Source organism: Acidovorax sp. LjRoot129 (assembly GCF_964253765.1).
In the GTDB taxonomy this organism is placed as follows: Bacteria; Pseudomonadota; Gammaproteobacteria; order Burkholderiales; family Burkholderiaceae_C; genus Acidovorax.
The window spans coordinates 51,718-67,291 of sequence record NZ_CAXUSE020000001.1 but is presented as its reverse complement, the minus strand read 5'-3'; the positions used below and the strand labels follow the sequence as shown (position 1 = coordinate 67,291).

At 66.8% G+C, this 15,574-nt stretch carries 11 protein-coding genes and 2 pseudogenes; 6 read left to right on the top strand and 7 right to left on the bottom strand.

Annotation, left to right across the window (positions count from 1 at the left end):
• Positions 1-9: 9 nt before the first annotated feature.
• Together ACSQ3Q_RS00310 and ACSQ3Q_RS00305 are read left to right on the top strand one after the other, a co-directional pair.
• Positions 10-264, top strand: a pseudogene (locus ACSQ3Q_RS00310) (long-chain fatty acid--CoA ligase); the annotation flags it as partial.
• A gap of 44 nt (positions 265-308) precedes the next feature.
• Complete coding sequence (locus ACSQ3Q_RS00305) at positions 309-1,106, top strand: enoyl-CoA hydratase/isomerase family protein (protein ID WP_436132446.1); 798 nt, start codon at positions 309-311, stop codon at positions 1,104-1,106.
• Positions 1,107-1,147: 41 nt separating this feature from the next.
• On the opposite strand, the gene ACSQ3Q_RS00300 is transcribed toward ACSQ3Q_RS00305, so the two are convergent.
• On the bottom strand, positions 1,148-2,224 hold the full coding sequence (locus ACSQ3Q_RS00300) for a recombination-associated protein RdgC (protein WP_436132445.1): 1,077 nt from the start codon (positions 2,222-2,224) through the stop codon (positions 1,148-1,150).
• A 374-nt stretch (positions 2,225-2,598) separates the two neighbouring features.
• Here ACSQ3Q_RS00300 and ACSQ3Q_RS00295 point away from each other — a divergent pair, with 374 nt between their 5' ends.
• Entirely contained in the window at positions 2,599-3,201 is a 603-nt protein-coding gene (locus tag ACSQ3Q_RS00295; protein ID WP_436132444.1) for a Spy/CpxP family protein refolding chaperone, read from the top strand.
• A 1,122-nt stretch (positions 3,202-4,323) separates the two neighbouring features.
• Here the strand turns inward: ACSQ3Q_RS00295 and ACSQ3Q_RS00290 are convergent.
• Complete coding sequence (locus ACSQ3Q_RS00290) at positions 4,324-9,210, bottom strand: EAL domain-containing protein (protein ID WP_436132443.1); 4,887 nt, start codon at positions 9,208-9,210, stop codon at positions 4,324-4,326.
• Between the two features lie 318 nt (positions 9,211-9,528).
• Here ACSQ3Q_RS00290 and ACSQ3Q_RS00285 point away from each other — a divergent pair, with 318 nt between their 5' ends.
• Both ACSQ3Q_RS00285 and ACSQ3Q_RS00280 read left to right on the top strand, forming a co-directional pair.
• A complete protein-coding gene (locus ACSQ3Q_RS00285) occupies positions 9,529-10,050 on the top strand; it encodes a MerR family DNA-binding transcriptional regulator (RefSeq protein WP_436132442.1) in 522 nt (173 codons plus the stop codon).
• Positions 10,047-10,541 (top strand): PaaI family thioesterase, encoded by a 495-nt coding sequence (locus ACSQ3Q_RS00280; protein WP_436132441.1) that lies wholly within the window; start codon positions 10,047-10,049, stop codon positions 10,539-10,541. The genes ACSQ3Q_RS00285 and ACSQ3Q_RS00280 overlap by 4 nt, the downstream gene beginning before the upstream one ends.
• 97 nt (positions 10,542-10,638) lie before the next feature.
• Here the strand turns inward: ACSQ3Q_RS00280 and ACSQ3Q_RS00275 are convergent, their stop codons facing one another.
• From ACSQ3Q_RS00275 to leuA, 5 genes and pseudogenes are all read right to left on the bottom strand, one after another.
• Positions 10,639-11,745 (bottom strand): 3-deoxy-7-phosphoheptulonate synthase, encoded by a 1,107-nt coding sequence (locus ACSQ3Q_RS00275; protein ID WP_436132440.1) that lies wholly within the window; start codon positions 11,743-11,745, stop codon positions 10,639-10,641.
• 190 nt (positions 11,746-11,935) lie between these two features.
• Complete coding sequence (locus ACSQ3Q_RS00270) at positions 11,936-12,439, bottom strand: C40 family peptidase (protein ID WP_436132439.1); 504 nt, start codon at positions 12,437-12,439, stop codon at positions 11,936-11,938.
• 78 nt (positions 12,440-12,517) lie between these two features.
• Positions 12,518-12,694 carry a GNAT family N-acetyltransferase gene (locus ACSQ3Q_RS00265; RefSeq protein WP_436132438.1) on the bottom strand — a complete coding sequence of 59 codons (177 nt, stop codon included), beginning with the start codon at positions 12,692-12,694 and terminating at the stop codon, positions 12,518-12,520.
• A 19-nt stretch (positions 12,695-12,713) separates the two neighbouring features.
• Positions 12,714-13,037 (bottom strand): annotated as a pseudogene (locus ACSQ3Q_RS00260) (GNAT family N-acetyltransferase); the annotation flags it as partial.
• Entirely contained in the window at positions 13,038-14,723 is a 1,686-nt protein-coding gene (leuA, locus tag ACSQ3Q_RS00255) for a 2-isopropylmalate synthase (protein WP_436132437.1), read from the bottom strand. It abuts the pseudogene before it with no gap.
• A 452-nt stretch (positions 14,724-15,175) separates the two neighbouring features.
• On the opposite strand from leuA, the gene ACSQ3Q_RS00250 reads away from it, so the two are divergent.
• Positions 15,176-15,538, top strand: coding sequence for a YciI family protein (locus ACSQ3Q_RS00250; RefSeq protein ID WP_436132436.1), 363 nt, complete (start codon positions 15,176-15,178; stop codon positions 15,536-15,538).
• Positions 15,539-15,574: the final 36 nt, after the last annotated feature.

Sequence of the window (15,574 nt, the reverse complement as noted above, 5' to 3'; positions counted from 1 at the left end):
TGCCAACGGTGGTCTCACCCGGAGGCCGCGGCCACGAGCATCATCGACGGCTGGCTGCACACGGGGGGGCGTAGTGCGCGAGGAACAGGGTCAGCTCAAGACCGTGCACCGGCTCAAGGACATCATGATCCCAGCCGGCGGCAAAAACCTCACACCATGGGAGATCGGGAACACCATGAAGGGTAGCCCCTCACCAAGGAATGCATCATCGTCGCCAAGTGCCGCAGGTGTGCGTCGCTCGCTGTTGAAATCGCTATAAAAACAGGAGCTACCTGCGTTTATCCATCCAGTGCTAGAGCCCAACTGACATGAAAAACACCGCAACCGACCCCACCGCCCCCGTGCTGCTGGAACGCGACGGCCCCATCGCTACGCTGCGCTTTAACCGACCCGATGCGCTCAACGCCATCGACGTGGCCCTGGCCAACGCCTTCCTGGCCGCCGTGCAGACCCTTGCCGCCGACCCCACGGTGCGCGCGGTGGTACTGCGCGGCAACGGCCGGGGCTTCATGGCCGGTGGCGACCTGGCCACGCTCCGGGCCCAGCCGGTGCAGGGCGCCATCGACATCCTCACGCCGCTGAACCAGGCGCTGCCGCTGCTGGCGCAGATGAATGCCCCCGTGATCGCCCAGGTGCACGGCGTGGCGGCGGGCGCGGGCCTGAGCCTGCTGCTGATGGCCGACTACGTGCTGGTGGCGGAGGGCACGCGCTTCAACCTGGCCTACATCAACCTGGGCACCAGCTGCGACGTGGGCGCATCGTGGGCGCTGCCGCGGCTGGTGGGGGTGCGCAAGGCCCTGGAGATTGCCCTGCTGGGCGACGCCTTCACGGCGGACGAGGCCCTGCGCCTGGGCCTTGTCAACCGTGTGGTGCCTGCGGCGGACCTGGATGCCGCCACCGCCGCCCTGGCAGCACGCTTTGCCACCGGCCCCACGCTGGCCTACGGCGCCATGAAGCGGCTGATGCGCGATTCACTGGACCGCAGCCTGCCCGAGCAGTTGGCGGCCGAGGCCGCAGCGTTCGTGCAGTGCGCGGGCACGCAGGACTTCAAGGCAGGGGTCGATGCGTTCTATGCGCGCCAAAGCCCGCAGTTCACCGGGCGTTGAGAGCGCCTCCCCGGTGTTGAACTCGGCTCCGGCGAGGGGCGTCAGAACGGCGCCGATTCCGGGTCCGTGTCCACCGGTGCCGTGGCTGGCCCGGTGATCGCGCGGCCCGCCACGTCCTTGCCTTTGGGCGGCGCTGGCACGGCGGCGGCCAGGCCGGAGCCTGAACCCGGGGCTGATGACGGAGCGCTGTCACCACCCGCCGCCACCGCCTGGGCGGCGCTGGCCACACCGCTCTCTGCCTCGCCCCCCAGCGCCTCGATCAGGTCGGGAATCAGCTTCACCAGCTCGCCTGTGGCAATCGCCACGTCGGTGTCAAAGCCACCGTCATCCGCCTTGGTGCCTTCAAACACCGTGTCGAGGAACGACACCTTCTTGATCTGGAAGCCTTCGGTGAGCATGAACGACACGCGGTCATCCCAGGTCATCGCGAGCTTGGTGGGCAGCTTGCCGGCGTCGATGTGGGCCTGCACCTCTTCGATGTCGAGCGCGTGGCGGGCGTAGCGCACCACGGACTTTTCTTCGCTGGCGCTTTTGAGTTCGCACTCGCGGTCCACGGTGAAACCCACGGGGGGTTCCTGCTCCTTGAGCCAGTGCGACATGGCGGCCTGCGGGCTGGTCTGGGTGTTGATGAGCGACACCGACAGGCCGGGCAGCGATTCGACCAGCAGCGTGACGACCTCATCGGCACGGCCCTGGCTGGAGGTGTCGAGCACCAGCAGGCGGGACGCCGTGTCGATCCAGATCCACATCGAGCCCTGCTTGGTGAAGGCCATGGGCAGCAGGTCGAGCTTGGCCTCGTCCTTGAGCTCCTTGCTTTCCTTCTTGCCGGGCTTGCGGCCGGTTTCCTGCTCGATGCGCTCGGCCTTTTCCTTCACCCTGCGCGCCAGCACGCTGCCCGGCAGCACCTTGGATTCGACCATGAAGCGCAGGATCCACTGCCCTCCGACCGATTCGGCCAGCGGGCCGTGGGCATCACCGCGGGGGGGCACCCAGCCCAGAGATTTTTCTTGCGTGGCGCCGCATTCGGTGAAAGGGGCCTTTGCCAACGCGTCTTCGACTTGCGTCAATTCCACCTGCCATTGCGGCGCAATGCGGTACACGATCATGTTCTTGAACACGGAAAACCCTCGGTAGCGAAATCGTTAGACAAACAACAAACCCAAGCTGGCAGACCTGGTGACAGCACGGGTCGAACCCACCATTGTCGGGGGGACGCGGCGGCAGCGGCCCGCTACCCAACGGCCATCCGGGGGCATGGAGCAGCAAACGCTTCAATTTTCATAGCTGACCGACACCTTGGAACAAGCGTGGGGCCGGAAATTATTTGTCCGACCGGCCGAAACGCTGCCGAGCTTCTTGTCACAACTTTACACAGCCTCACCGAGTGCGCACGGCGGCGATACATGCGGCGCAGACACTGAACTTCATCGCTGGAACGGTCGTCCCGGCGAGCTTCCAACCCCGTGAGATAGAGAAAGAAAGGACCTGCACCATGGTTTTCAAGTTTCAACACCGTCTTGCCGCCACCACCATGATCGCCGCCCTGGCCCTGCCGGCCCTGGCACAGACCACGCCCGCTGCGGCACCTGCTGCCCCGGCGGCCGGCGCCACGGCCCCCGAAGGCCGCCATGCCAAGCCCGCAGGCGAACGCCGCGACCACCGGGAACGCCACCAGGCCCACAAGGCCCAGCGCATGGCCGCCCTGAAGGACCAGCTCAAGCTGACCCCGGCGCAAGAACCGGCCTGGGCCACCTTCAGCAGCGCCATGCAACCCGGAGAACGCGGCGCCCGCCTGGACCGCAAGGACATGGACAAGCTGACCACGCCCGAGCGCATTGACCGCATGCGGGCCCTGCGCGCACAACATGCCGCCGAGGCCGACCGCCGCGGCGAAGCGACCAAGGCCTTCTACGCCACGCTGACGCCCGAGCAACAAAAGACCTTTGATGCCAAGGCACACCGCCACCACCATCGTGGCGGCGCCCACGGCGGAGGCGAGGGCCGCCATGGCATGGGCGGCGAGCGGCACCACCGTGGCGACACCGGCCGGGCCGCAGCACCTGCTGCACCCGCCACTGCCGCGCCGGCCAAGTAAATAGCGCGGCCAAGACGCCACGCATCCGGCTGCCCGGGGTCCTGGAAAGGGCCCCGGGCTTTTTGCTGTCTGTCGGTGGCGCAAGGGTCGGCACGGGCGCGTCCGCGTGTGCCGGCGCGGGCCGCTGGGGTCAATTCAGCCGCCCTGTGGATAACCCTGGGGGCCCTTCTGGCACAACCGCATGGTTATCCACAGAAAACTTCGGCCGCCGGAAGTTGTTGTCTGCGAGCCCCGGAGTTCAGGGCCTGCGCCCCACATACTTTGGAACGACGCAAGTGCGCGCCAGGGTTCAGGAAACCAGCCTTGTCCACAGAAAGTGGCTTGCTCTACTACTACTGCTATTTATCAATAGAACTATTAATGAATAACAGAAAGTCCAACCCGGGGCCCGGCCAAGCTGATGACGGTCCGTGGGCGCGGTGAAGAAAAGGCTTGGTTGACTTGGCAGGACACCTTGGCGGCTCAGCGGTCAAACCGGCCCTCCATGGCGATTGCAAACGCTTGTTCAACATGTCAGCAGACTCGGTAGCTACAAATTTGATAGCTATAAGCGCTTATAGATAAAGCGCTAGCGGCCATTTTTATCGAAAAAAATGCTGACATGGCTCGGTGCGTAAGACTGGGGATAGTTCTGGCACAACTGGCCTGTTATCCACAGACGGGGGCGTTCTTCCTCTTTTGTCCCCGCCGGCGCGACAGCGGGAAGAGGCTGGTGCGCACAGGGTTGCGAGCGACGCAAGTGCTTGACTGGCCGCCGGAAAAGCGGGTTGTCCACACGGCAAGGCAGCCTCTACTACTACGACTATGTATTTATAAGAACTTCAATAAGAAGACAGAGGAGAACTTCGGGAAGCTTCGGGTCGGCGCATTGCCGTCAACTGAAGGGTCCTTGGCCTGGACAGTGGAAGGCCTTCAGCCCGCAGTGGGTGAGCAGAGCGTGGCTGAGAGGGTCAGCAGGCGCTTGGATGAGATCAACAGGCCCCCTCCCCCATGCCAGCCGCCCCAGGCGCTGCTCGGGGCTCTGAGCGCCAGCGCGCAAGCCATGCGAACGCCCGCAACCAGTGGAAAAAAAGGAACCAGCGAGCGGCGCAGCCCGAAAGGGGCCGGCCCGCTCCGCCGTGATCAGCCGGCCGAAGGCTTCAGAAAGCCCGCCAGCGCGTCTGCAGACAGCGGACGGCTGAAGAGGTAGCCCTGGTAGTGCAGGCAGCCCGCGCGGGCCAGCAGTTCGCGCTGGTCCGGGGTTTCCACCCCTTCGGCGATCACCTCCAGGCCCAGGCTGCGCGACAGGCCGATGATGGTGTCGACGATGGCGGCATCGTTCGGGTCGGTGAGCAAGTCGCGCACAAAACTCTGGTCGATCTTGAGCTGGTCGAGCGGCATGCGCTTGAGGTAGCTCAGGCTCGAATACCCGGTGCCGAAGTCGTCCAGCGAGAACCCGACACCGTACGAGCGCAACGCGCTCATGGTGGCGATGGTGGTTTCCATGTCCTCGACCAGCAGGCTTTCGGTGAGCTCGAGCTTGAGCAGGTGGGCGGGCGCACCGGTGATGGCGATGACGCGGGCCACGTCGTCCACAAAGCTGGCGTGGCGGAACTGGCGCGAGCTCACGTTCACGGCCATGGTCAGGTGGGCCAGCGCCGGGTCGCTCTGCCAGGTGGCCAAGAGCTTGCACGCGGTGTGCAGCACCCAGCGGCCCAGCGGCAAGATGAGCCCGGTTTCTTCGGCCAGCGGGATGAACTGCGCTGGCGACACCATGCCGCGCTGCTGATGGGCCCAGCGCACCAGCGCCTCTACCCCCACGCAGCGGCCCGACTGGTGCATCTGGGGCTGGTAGTGCAGCAAGAATTCATCCTGTGCCAAGGCGGCGCGCAGGTCGGTCTCCAGGCCCGCGCGCGCCGTCACCACGGCCTGCATGTCGGGGTCAAAAAAGCGCAGCGTGTTGCGCCCTGCCGTCTTGGCCTGGTACATGGCCAGGTCCGCCTGCTTGAGCAGCTCGCCCACGCTGGTCTGCTCGCCGGTGAACGGTGCTATGCCGATGCTGGGCGTGCTGCGGTACTGGTAGCCCGCGAGGGCGTAGGGCACGGCCAGCATGGTGAGGATTTTTTCTCCCACGCCGCGGGCGTGCAGCGCCAGCTCGTGGGGCTTGGCGCTGAGCTCTTCGAGCATCACCACAAACTCGTCGCCGCCCAGGCGCGCCACCGTGTCCACGCTGCGTACGCAGGTGTTCAGGCGCTGCGCCACCTGCTGCAGCAACAGATCGCCCTGGTCGTGGCCCAGGGTGTCGTTCAGCGTCTTGAAATTGTCGAGGTCGATGAACAGCAGCGCGCCACCCTGGTGGCGGCGGTGGGCGTTGGCCAGCGCATGGCCCATGCGGTCCATCAGCAGCATGCGGTTGGGCAGGCCGGTGAGCGCGTCGTAGAACGCCAGGCGCTGGATCTCGCGCTCGCTCGCCTTGCGCTGGCGGATGTCGGTGTTGATGGCCAGGATGGACTGCGGCTGGCCGTCGTCGCCGCGCACCAGCGTCCAGCGGCCTTCGACCTCGATGGTGCTGCCGTCGCGGTGGTACTGCATGATCTCGCCCGTCCACTCGCCCTGGTCCAGCACGGTCTGCGTGGCGTGGCGGAAATGGGTGGGGTCGTCGTAGATCAGCGTTTCGATCGACTGCCCCAGCGCCTGCAGCTGCGACCAGCCGTACAGGCGCTCGGCGCTTTTGTTCCAGAAGATGATGCGGTGCTCGAGGTCGCGCACCAGGATGGCGTCCTGCGCCTTGTCCAGCAGCGAGGCCTGGTGGCGGATGCGCGCGTCGGCCAGCTGGCGGTCGATTTCGGCCGAGGCACGCGCGGCAAAAATCTGCAGCGTGGAGGTGATGAAATCCGTCTCGGCAATGGGCTGGCGGAACAGCACAAACACGATGCCCACCACTTCGCCGTCGGCATTGCACAGCTGCTGGCCCGCGTAGGCCTGGGCGCCCACCGCGCGCAGCACTGGCGCATCCGGAAACGCCTGCTGCACCTTCTCGGTCACCACGTACTCGCGCTGGGTCAGCAGCAGGATGCTGGGGGTGCCCGTGAGGTCGTACTCGTCGTTGGGCAGCATTTGCCCGTCCAGCACCGCGGCCAGCGTGGTCACGCGGGGGGCCTTGCCCTCGGTGGTGGGCTGCAGCCGCACCACGCACCCGCCCTGCGCGCCCAGGGCATCGGCCATGTTGCGTACCAGCTGCACAAAAAATTCGGTGCCGGTGCTGGCCGACACCGCGGCCGCCACCTTGAGCACGGAGGCCTGCATGCGCTGCTGCGCCTGGTGCGCGCGCAGGCTGGTGATGCCGAAGGCCACGTCGTTGGAGAGCTGCTGCAGCAGTGCAGCTTCGTCCGGGCTGATCTGCACGATTTCTGGCGCGTACAGGTACAGCAGCCCGAAGGTGCGCTCACGGTCGCGATCGCGGTGGCGCAGCGGCAGGCAAATGAGGCCGTGAAAGCCGTGCTCCAGCATGCGCCCGGTCCACTCGCCAAAGTCACCGTCGGTGCGGATGTCCTGCACGATCACGGGCTTGCCCGAGCGCACGGCCCGGCCCGCCGGCCCGTGGCCGTTGGGGTCGTCTTCGGACCAGGAGAGCCTCAGGTTTTCAAGGTAGTTCTGGTTGTGCCCTGCGTGCGCCACGGGTTCGATGGATTTGCGCTCGTCGTCCAGCGCAAACCCCACCCAGCCCATGCGGTAGCCGCCGATGTCCACCGCAATCTGGCAGATGGCCTGCAGCAGCGCGGTTTCCGACGTGGCGCGCACCAGGGTCTCATTGCAGGCGCTCAACAGGCGCTGGGCGCGGCCCATGCGCGCCAGTTCGCGCTCGGTGCGCAGGCGCTCGGTCACATCGGTGGCCAGCACCTGGCGCGCGGCGCGGCCATTGAAGCTGATGCTGCCGGCCGTGATCTCCACGTCCATCATCGCGCCGTCCTTCTTCTGGTGGCGGCTGATGACCGGCTTGTTGCGCTGGCTCATCGGGATCGCGTCGATGCTGGCCTTGATGAAGGCGCGGCGCTCGGCGGGCCACAGGTCGGTCATCTGCATGGCCAGCAGCTCGGCCTCGGCGTAGCCGTAGTGCGTCACCATCGACTGGTTCACGGCCTGCAGGCGCAGTGTTTCCTTGTCGTACACCCACATCGGGTGCGGGTGCTCGTCAAACAGCATGCGGTACTGCTGCTCCGACGCCTTCAATTGCCCGGCCACGTGGCGCAGCTGCACCATGGCGCCCAGCGACTCGGTGAGGATCTCAAGATGCGCCAGGTCGCGGCGCGAGAACGCGTTGACTTTGTCCGAGATGACCTTGAGCGAACCCACCACGCCATCGGCCGTGCGCAGCGGCACGGCCATCACGGAACGCACGCCGTGGCGGTGCGGCAGCGAGGCCATGTCCCAGCCCTCGGCTTCGGTGTCGTTGCACACCACGGTGCGGCCTTCGCGCAGCGCCGGCCACAGCAGGCTCTGGTTGACCGGCAGCAGGTGGCCCACGGGGCGCACGTGGTCACCCGCCGCGGCCTGGGCCACCAGCTGCTGGTCGCGCAGCAGCTCCACCAGCGCGCCGCTGGCCAGGGTCTGGCGCAGCACCGTGTCGGCCACCAGCTGCAATGCCTCGGGCATGGGCAGCTCCATCGACGAGATGCGCTGCTGCACCTGGAGCAATTCAGCGTGGTTCTGCGCGTCGCGCAGCGCATCGAGTTCGGCAAACTTCTGGGCGCTGATGTCGGTCATGCCGCCCACCATGCGCACCGCACTGCCGGCGCCATCACGGATCACAAAACCGCGGTCGAGCACCCAGGCGTAGCTGCCGTCCTGCCGCCTGAAGCGGTACTCGTGCGACCAGTGGCTGTCCTGGCCATCGATCACGGCGTCGATGCCGGCCACGACCACGTCGTGGTCCTCGGGGTGCAGGCGCGAGGTCCAGGAGCTGCTGTCCGCCTGCAACTGGTCGGGCGGTACCTTGAACAAGGTCTGCATGCCCTCGCTCCACCAGATGTGGTCGGTGATCAGGTTCCAGTCCCACACCGCATCGGCCGTGGCGCGCGACACCAGGTGAAAGCGCTCCTCGCTTTCGCGCTGGGCCTGGTGCGCCCGGCGCTGGTCGGTGATGTCCTGGAATGCACCCTGGATGCGCACGATCTTCCCGTCGGCATGGCGTGCAGCCTGCCCCGCGGCGCGCACCCACAGGCGCCGGTCACCGGGCATCAGGGCTTCGGCTTCGATGTCGAACGGCGTGCCGTGTTCGATGCAATCGTCCAGCACCCGCTGCACCACGGCCCGGTGTGGCGGGCCAAAAAGCTGCAGCACCTGCGGCAGATGGCTTTGCCGTTGGCCGAGGCCGTAGGCCGCTGCAATCTCCTGCGACCAGGTCCACTGCAGGCCAGGCAGCTCCAGCGTCCAGCCGCCGATGCGGGCAATGCGCCCTGCGGCGCGCAGCGCGTCGCCCTGGGCCAGCATCTCGGCGTGCATCTGGTCGCGCTCTTCGACCAACTGCGCCAGAAGGCGCTTTTGGCGGCGCAGCTCCAGCTGCACCATCGCCTGGCCGGCCAGAATCTTGAGACCCTCGAGTTGCCCGTCTTCGAGGGCACGGGGCACGGTGTCCACCACCGCCAGGGTCCCCAGCGCAAAGCCCTCAGGCGTGACCAGGGGCACGCAGGCATAGAAACGCACGTGGGGCTCGCCTGTCACCAGCGGATTGCCGGCAAACACAGGGTGCTGCGTGGCGTCGGTCACGATCACCGGCTCGCGGCTGCCACTGAGGGCATGGGCGCAGAACGCGATCGCGCGCTCGGTCTGCTGAAACGGCACGCCGACGGCCGCCTTGAACCACTGGCGCTCGCCGTCCAGAAAATTGACCACTGCAATGGGGCAATCGCACACGCGGGCGGCCAGTGTGGCCAGCTGGTCAAAACCTTCTTCGGAGGGGGTGTCCAGGATCGCGTAGGACTGCAGAGCCTTGAGCCGCGCTGCCTCGTCGGGTGCGTGGGCGGAAGGCATGGTCAGGCCAATGCGATCGCTGTGCCTGCTGGCGCGCGCCTCGACGCCAGAGCCCGGGCGGCCTGGAGGTCGTTGCCATCAAACGGAAGCAGCGTCGTCGTCAAAGGGTCGGGCAGTTGAAGGAAACCGGAGGAGGACGGGGGCAGCCCGCACTGCATTGTCGCCCCGCTGCTGGGCAAAAAAGCCGTGCCTGCCACCCCGAACCATGGATGCTACACCGCAGACCCCGTTGCACGGCGGCGCATGCCATGCGGGTTTGCCCCAAACGCAGTCACCTGGGCAACCTTGGTGCAGCGCCATGCTTGCTAGTGTGGTGGCATGCAGATCTCTGAACTTGCACAACGCACTGCCGTGTCCGTCCATGCGCTGCGCCACTATGAGCGGCTGGGGCTGCTACAGCCGCGCCGCCGCGCCAACGGCTACCGCGACTACCCCGCGGCCCTGCAGCGCGAGGTGGTTTTCATCGCCATGTCGCGCCAGCTCGGCTTCTCCCTGCCGCAGATCGCGGAGCGCCTGGGGGCCTACCGCGCCGGCACGCTGCGCATCAACACCATGGTGGAAGCCTTGAGCGAGCGCGCCGCGGCGCTGGACCAGCAAATCGCTGCACTTGAGGCGCAGAAGGCGCGTGTGCTGGACCACCAGGCCTGGCTGCAAGCCCAGCAGGCCAAAGCCAAGCGCCCCCCGCCAGCGGCACCCCAGGGCGGTTGGCCGCGGGTGCGGTCTGCTGGTGCGCCTGCTCCAGCGGTGGTCCAAGAAGCGCCCGCTTCGCCAACTCCCTCAACGCCCGTTCCCCGTACCCATCGAACCAACCCATCCAGCCGATCAAGGAAAACGCCATGACTTCTTCTGCACCTGCGGCCGCCCCATCCGCCACACCCATCGAGCAGCTCCAGGCAGCGGTTCTCGCCATGCCCATGGCGCGCACGCTGGGCCTGCGTTTTGTCCGCGCCGAGCCTGGTCTCGTGGAGGTGGAAATCCCGATAAGCGAGGCGTTCTGTTTTCGCCCCGGGCAACTCCAGGCCACCGCCGTGTTCGCCATAGCCGACTTTGCTGCGGTGGGCGCAGCCGGCAGCGTGCTGCCACCGGGCTGGGTCAATGCCACCGTGGACGCTACCGTGAAAATCGTGGCGCCCGCGCGCGGCGTATGCCTGCGGGCAAGGGGGCGGGTGGTGGATGCAGCGCGGCTGCTCACCGTCTGCGCGTCCGACGTGTTTGCGGTGGACGCGGATGGTAAGGAGACGCTGTGTGCCACGCTGCTGGCCACGGCCCGCAACATGGATATGGCGGCCCTCGCCGAGCGGCAAGCGGGCCGCACCCCGGGACCGCACTGACCCTTCAGTCCACTGCGACAGGGCCGCAGCGTGACCCCACCCGTGGGGCCCGCGAATCAAGCTGCCTGACGCGGTCGAGCCCCCCGCCGTGCGCCGCCTACGCCCGCGCGTGGGACCGTCGTTGCCGCACCGCTGCCGCCAGGCCTTCAAGCACCGGAACGGTCTGCGCCATGCTGATGCAGGCATCCGTCACGGACACGCCGGGCTGCAGCGTCTGGCCGGGCACGATGTCCTGGCGGCCTTCCTGCAGGTGGCTTTCGATCATCAGGCCGGTAATGCGCCGGTCACCCGCCGCTACCTGCTGGGCCACCTCGTCGGCCACGGTGATCTGGCGCTGGTGCTGTTTGCTGCTGTTGGCATGGCTCACGTCGATCATGACCTGCTCGCGCAGACCCGCTGCCTTGAGCATGGCGCATGCCGCATCCACATCGGCCTTTTGGTAGTTGGGCTGCTTGCCGCCGCGCAGGATCACATGGCAGTCCTGGTTGCCACGCGTCTCAAAGATGGCGGCCTGGCCCATCTTCGTCATGCCCATGAAGGCGTGGGATGCCTGCGCCGCCTGGATGGCGTCGCTGGCCACCTTCACGCCACCGTCAGTGCCGTTCTTGAAGCCCACGGGGCAACTCAGGCCGCTGGCCAGCTGGCGGTGGCTCTGGCTTTCGGTGGTGCGCGCGCCGATTGCGCCCCAGCTCACCAGGTCGCTGATGAATTGCGGCGACAGCAGATCGAGGAACTCCGTGCCCACGGGCAGGCCCAGGGCCAACACGTCCAGCAGCAGCTGGCGCGCCAGTTCCAGACCTTCGTTGATGGCAAAACTGCCATCCAGATGCGGGTCGTTGATGTAACCCTTCCAGCCCACGGTGGTGCGCGGTTTCTCGAAATACACGCGCATCACGACGAGCAGGTCTTGCTGCAGCGCGTCGGCATGCACCTTGAGCTGGCGGGCGTAGTCCATTGCCTGGCCATGGTCGTGGATGGAGCAAGGCCCCACCACGACGATGAGCCTGTCGTTCTGGCCCTGCAACACCCGCGAGATGGCGGTGCGGCTGGTTTCGACCAGCGCCTGCGCGGCGCCGGGCGTGGGCAGCCACTCTTGCAACAGGGCGGGCGTGATGAGCGGGCGCACGGCCTTGATGCGCGTGTCGTCAATGCGCGTCGTGTCGTGGGTAGAAATCGGTGTGGCGGAGCGGTGTGCGTGGGTCATGGTGGCCCCGATTGTCGCGTGGACGCGGGCAGCCGCCGCTGGCCGATTTGGGCGAACACCTTTCTACTCTTGGGCCACAACGGTAAAAACTGGCGCGCCCCAGGCGAGGGACGCCGAGCAAGGGCCGCCCCGCAGCAAGGGCGTCGTCCCCCTCAGGGGGAAGGCGCCGAAGGCGACTCAGGGGGAGCTTCTAAGGCCGCCGGAACGCCGCGTTCTGCCGCGACCAGTGGCGCGACTGCAAATGGTCCAGCCGCACCGTGCCGCCGGTCGACGGCGCATGCACAAACCGCCCTTCGCCCACATAGATGCCCGCGTGGTTGGGCTGGCGGCCCGTGCCGAACACCACGAGGTCGCCCGCGCGCAGCTCGCCGCCGTCTACGGGATAGCCCCAGCTGCTCAGCTGCGCCACCGTGCGGGGCGGTGGCGTGCCGACCTGGTTGCGGTACACATACCCAATCAGCCCGCTGCAATCAAAACCCGAGTCGGGCGTGTTGCCGCCGAAGCGGTACGGCGTGCCCACCAGGCCCAGCGCGTGGATGGCGATGTCGTGCGCCTGCTCTGCGTTCAGGGGCGGGGTCGTGCGTACCGGGGCCGAAGACGAGGACGGTGAAGGTGGCCGCGAGGTGCCGCAGCCGGCCAGGGCCAACAGGGCAACGGTGCAGGCAGCAAAAGCCAGGCTGTGAAAAACGCGCATGGGGCGCAAGGTTAATGGAGTTGCAGCGTGCACCGCGATGACCCACGGCGCAGAACGGTTTTTGCGGTGCCTGCCAGGTCAGTGTGGACCGTGTTGCGGTGCAGGGTTGCCCGTACCGCCACCGCCGCCTTCTCCATCGCATCGCCGAGCCATCGGTATGAAAGCGATTCCTGCGGTCTGCACCGCAGGCCCGGTGGCCACAAAGCCCATGCGTTCGTAAAAACCGTGCGCGAAGGGCGTGGCGTTGACCGTCACGCAGGCGCCTGGGGGCCATGTGCGGCAATACGTGCCGCCACAGCGCCCGCGCCCCACCCTGCCCTTGAAACGGCTCGGCCACGAACAGATGAAAAAGATGGTGGCCGCCGCGCACCACGATCACGCCCGCTACGTCGCTCCCGTCGGCCACCGCCACCCAGGTCTTGAACGACGCCGATGCCAGGCGCGCGGCGACAGCATCAGGGTGCAGGGACAACAGGAAATCTTCAGCGCCCCGGCCCCCGGGGTCCACGGTGAAGAAGCGCGCCAGCGACAGGATCAGCCGGCTGATCGCTGCCGCATCTCCCGTGGTGGCTGGGCGGATCTCTGCAGCCCAGCCCATTCAGGCGACGGTGCTCGTGGCCGCCTGCGGCACCGCGCGCCGCTCTGCCAGCCGGTTGGCCACGCTCACGATGGCCAGCACCGACGCCGTCACGATGTTGTGGCTCATGCCCGCGCCGAAGGTGGAGCCCGCCACGCCTTCCATCGCGGCTTCCACGATGGCCAGCGCCTGGGCGTTGGCGCCCGTGCCGGTGGCGCGCTCTTCGTAGTGGTCCACGCGCAGCGGCAGGCCCAGCGCATCCACGGTGGCGGCAATCGGCCCGTTGCCCTGGCCGCGCAAATGCTGGCGCGTGCCGTCGATGGTCACGTCGAGCTCGATGCCCTGCCCGTCTTCATCGAGCTTGTGGCTGTGGCACACGATGGCCGGCTGCGCAGGCGCGCGCAGGTAGGTCACCTGGAACAGGTCCCACAGCGCCTCGCCACTCATCTCGCCCTCGCTCGCGTCCGTCTGGCGTTGCACCACGGCGCTGAATTCGACTTGCATGCGGCGCGGCATCACCACGCCGTGTTCGCGCTCCAGCAAGAAGGCGATGCCGCCCTTGCCCGACTGGCTGTTCACGCGGATCACGCTGTCGTACGTGCGGCCGAGGTCTGCGGGGTCGATGGGCAAGTACGGCACTTCCCACAGCGCGTTCGGGTCCTGTGCGGCAAAGCCTTTTTTGATCGCATCCTGGTGCGAGCCCGAAAACGCGGTGAACACCAGGTCGCCCGCGTAAGGGTGGCGCGGGTGCACCGGCAGCGAGGTGCATTCCTCGGCAATGCGCGCCACCGACGTGATGTCCGAAAAATCGAGGCCTGGGTGCACGCCCTGCGTGTACATGTTGAGCGCCAGCGTCACGATGTCCACGTTGCCGCAGCGCTCGCCGTTGCCAAAGAGGCAGCCTTCCACGCGGTCGGCGCCGGCCATCATTGCCAGCTCCGCCGCGGCCACGCCGGTGCCGCGGTCGTTGTGCGGGTGCACCGACAGCGTGATGTGCTCGCGGGGCGCAAGGCGCCGGTCCATCCACTCGATCTGGTCGGCGAACACGTTGGGCGTGGCGTTCTCCACCGTGGTGGGCAGGTTGATGATGATGGGGCGGCCAGGGCCGGCATTCCACGCCGCGATGGCCGTCTGGCAGGCCTTGAGCGACACGTCAAGCTCGGTGGCGCTGAAGGTCTCGGGCGAGTACTGCAGCGTCCACTGCGTGGCGGGCTGCGCGTCGGTGAGCTGCTTCAAGTAGCCCACGTGGTGCGCGATGAGCTGCATCACCTGCGTCACGTTCATCCCGAACACGATGCGCCGCCATGCGGGGGCCGTGGCGTTGTACAGGTGCACGATGGCGCGCGGCGCGCCCCTCACGGCCTCCACCGTGCGCGCGATCAGGTCCTCGCGCGACTGGGTCATGACCATGATCGTCACGTCGTGGGGGATCAGGTCTTCGTCGATGAGGCGGCGCACAAAGTCGAAGTCGGTCTGCGACGCGGCCGGGAAGCCGACCTCGATCTCCTTGAAGCCGATGCGCACCAGCTCCTCAAAGAGCTTCATCTTGCGCTCGCCGTTCATCGGTTCGAACAGCGCCTGGTTGCCATCGCGCAGGTCGGTGGAGAGCCACACGGGCGCGCGGGTGATGCTGCGGGTGGGCCACTGGCGGTCGGTCAATGCGACCGGAGCAATGGGCTGGTACTTGGTGGCGGGCTTGGCAATCATGAGAGGCTCCACGAACGGTGTGTGCGGTGCGCTAAAAAAATGCGCGGTGCACGGGTCAGACGAAATGAATGAGAAGACAAAACGTGTGACATCCCCTGCAGCCCTTTGCGTGTGCAAAGGCTGGTTCGCGGGCCGGGGTCAGGGGGAGATCAGGTGTTGCGCTGAGCGAGTCAGGCAACGGTGGCGAACGCAGGCAGACCCCGGCCAAGCACTAGTAGGCTTAGCGATAGGGTGGGTAGGAGCATGCTGCGTTGCATAGCGGTCGAAGATAGCACAGGCGGGCTGCAGCACGCAAGAATTTGAATCAAAATGGCATCCAGCGCTTGATTGGTAAGCGCTTATAGCTATTAAATTAATAGCATATGCTGCTGATACGATGGCGGCCCGGGGCCACGTCGGCCTCCCGTTCGTTCCTTCCTCCATCCCCCTTTCGCCTTTGCAGGAGACATCCCATGCCCTACATGCTGCTCATCATGGAACCCCCTGGCCAGCGGGCCGAGCGGGGGCTGGCGGGTGGGCAGGAGGCGTATGCACGCATGCTGCGCTTTGGCGAAGGCCTCAAGGCCCGCGGCCTGTTGCGCGCCAGCGAGTCGTTGGCGTCTACCCACGAAGCCGTGCGGCTGCAGGTGCGCGAAGGGCAGTCCCGGCTGGTGGATGGCCCCTTTTCAGAGACCAAGGAAATGGTGGGTGGCTTTTACTTGCTCGATTGCGCCACGCGCGAGGAGGCGGTAGCCCTGGCCCACGAATGCCCAGCCGCCGAATGGGCCACCATCGAAGTGCGTGAGGTCGCGCCCTGCTACCACGGGGCGTCCTGACACAAAGAACAAAGACGGCTTCGGCCGTTGTGGCCT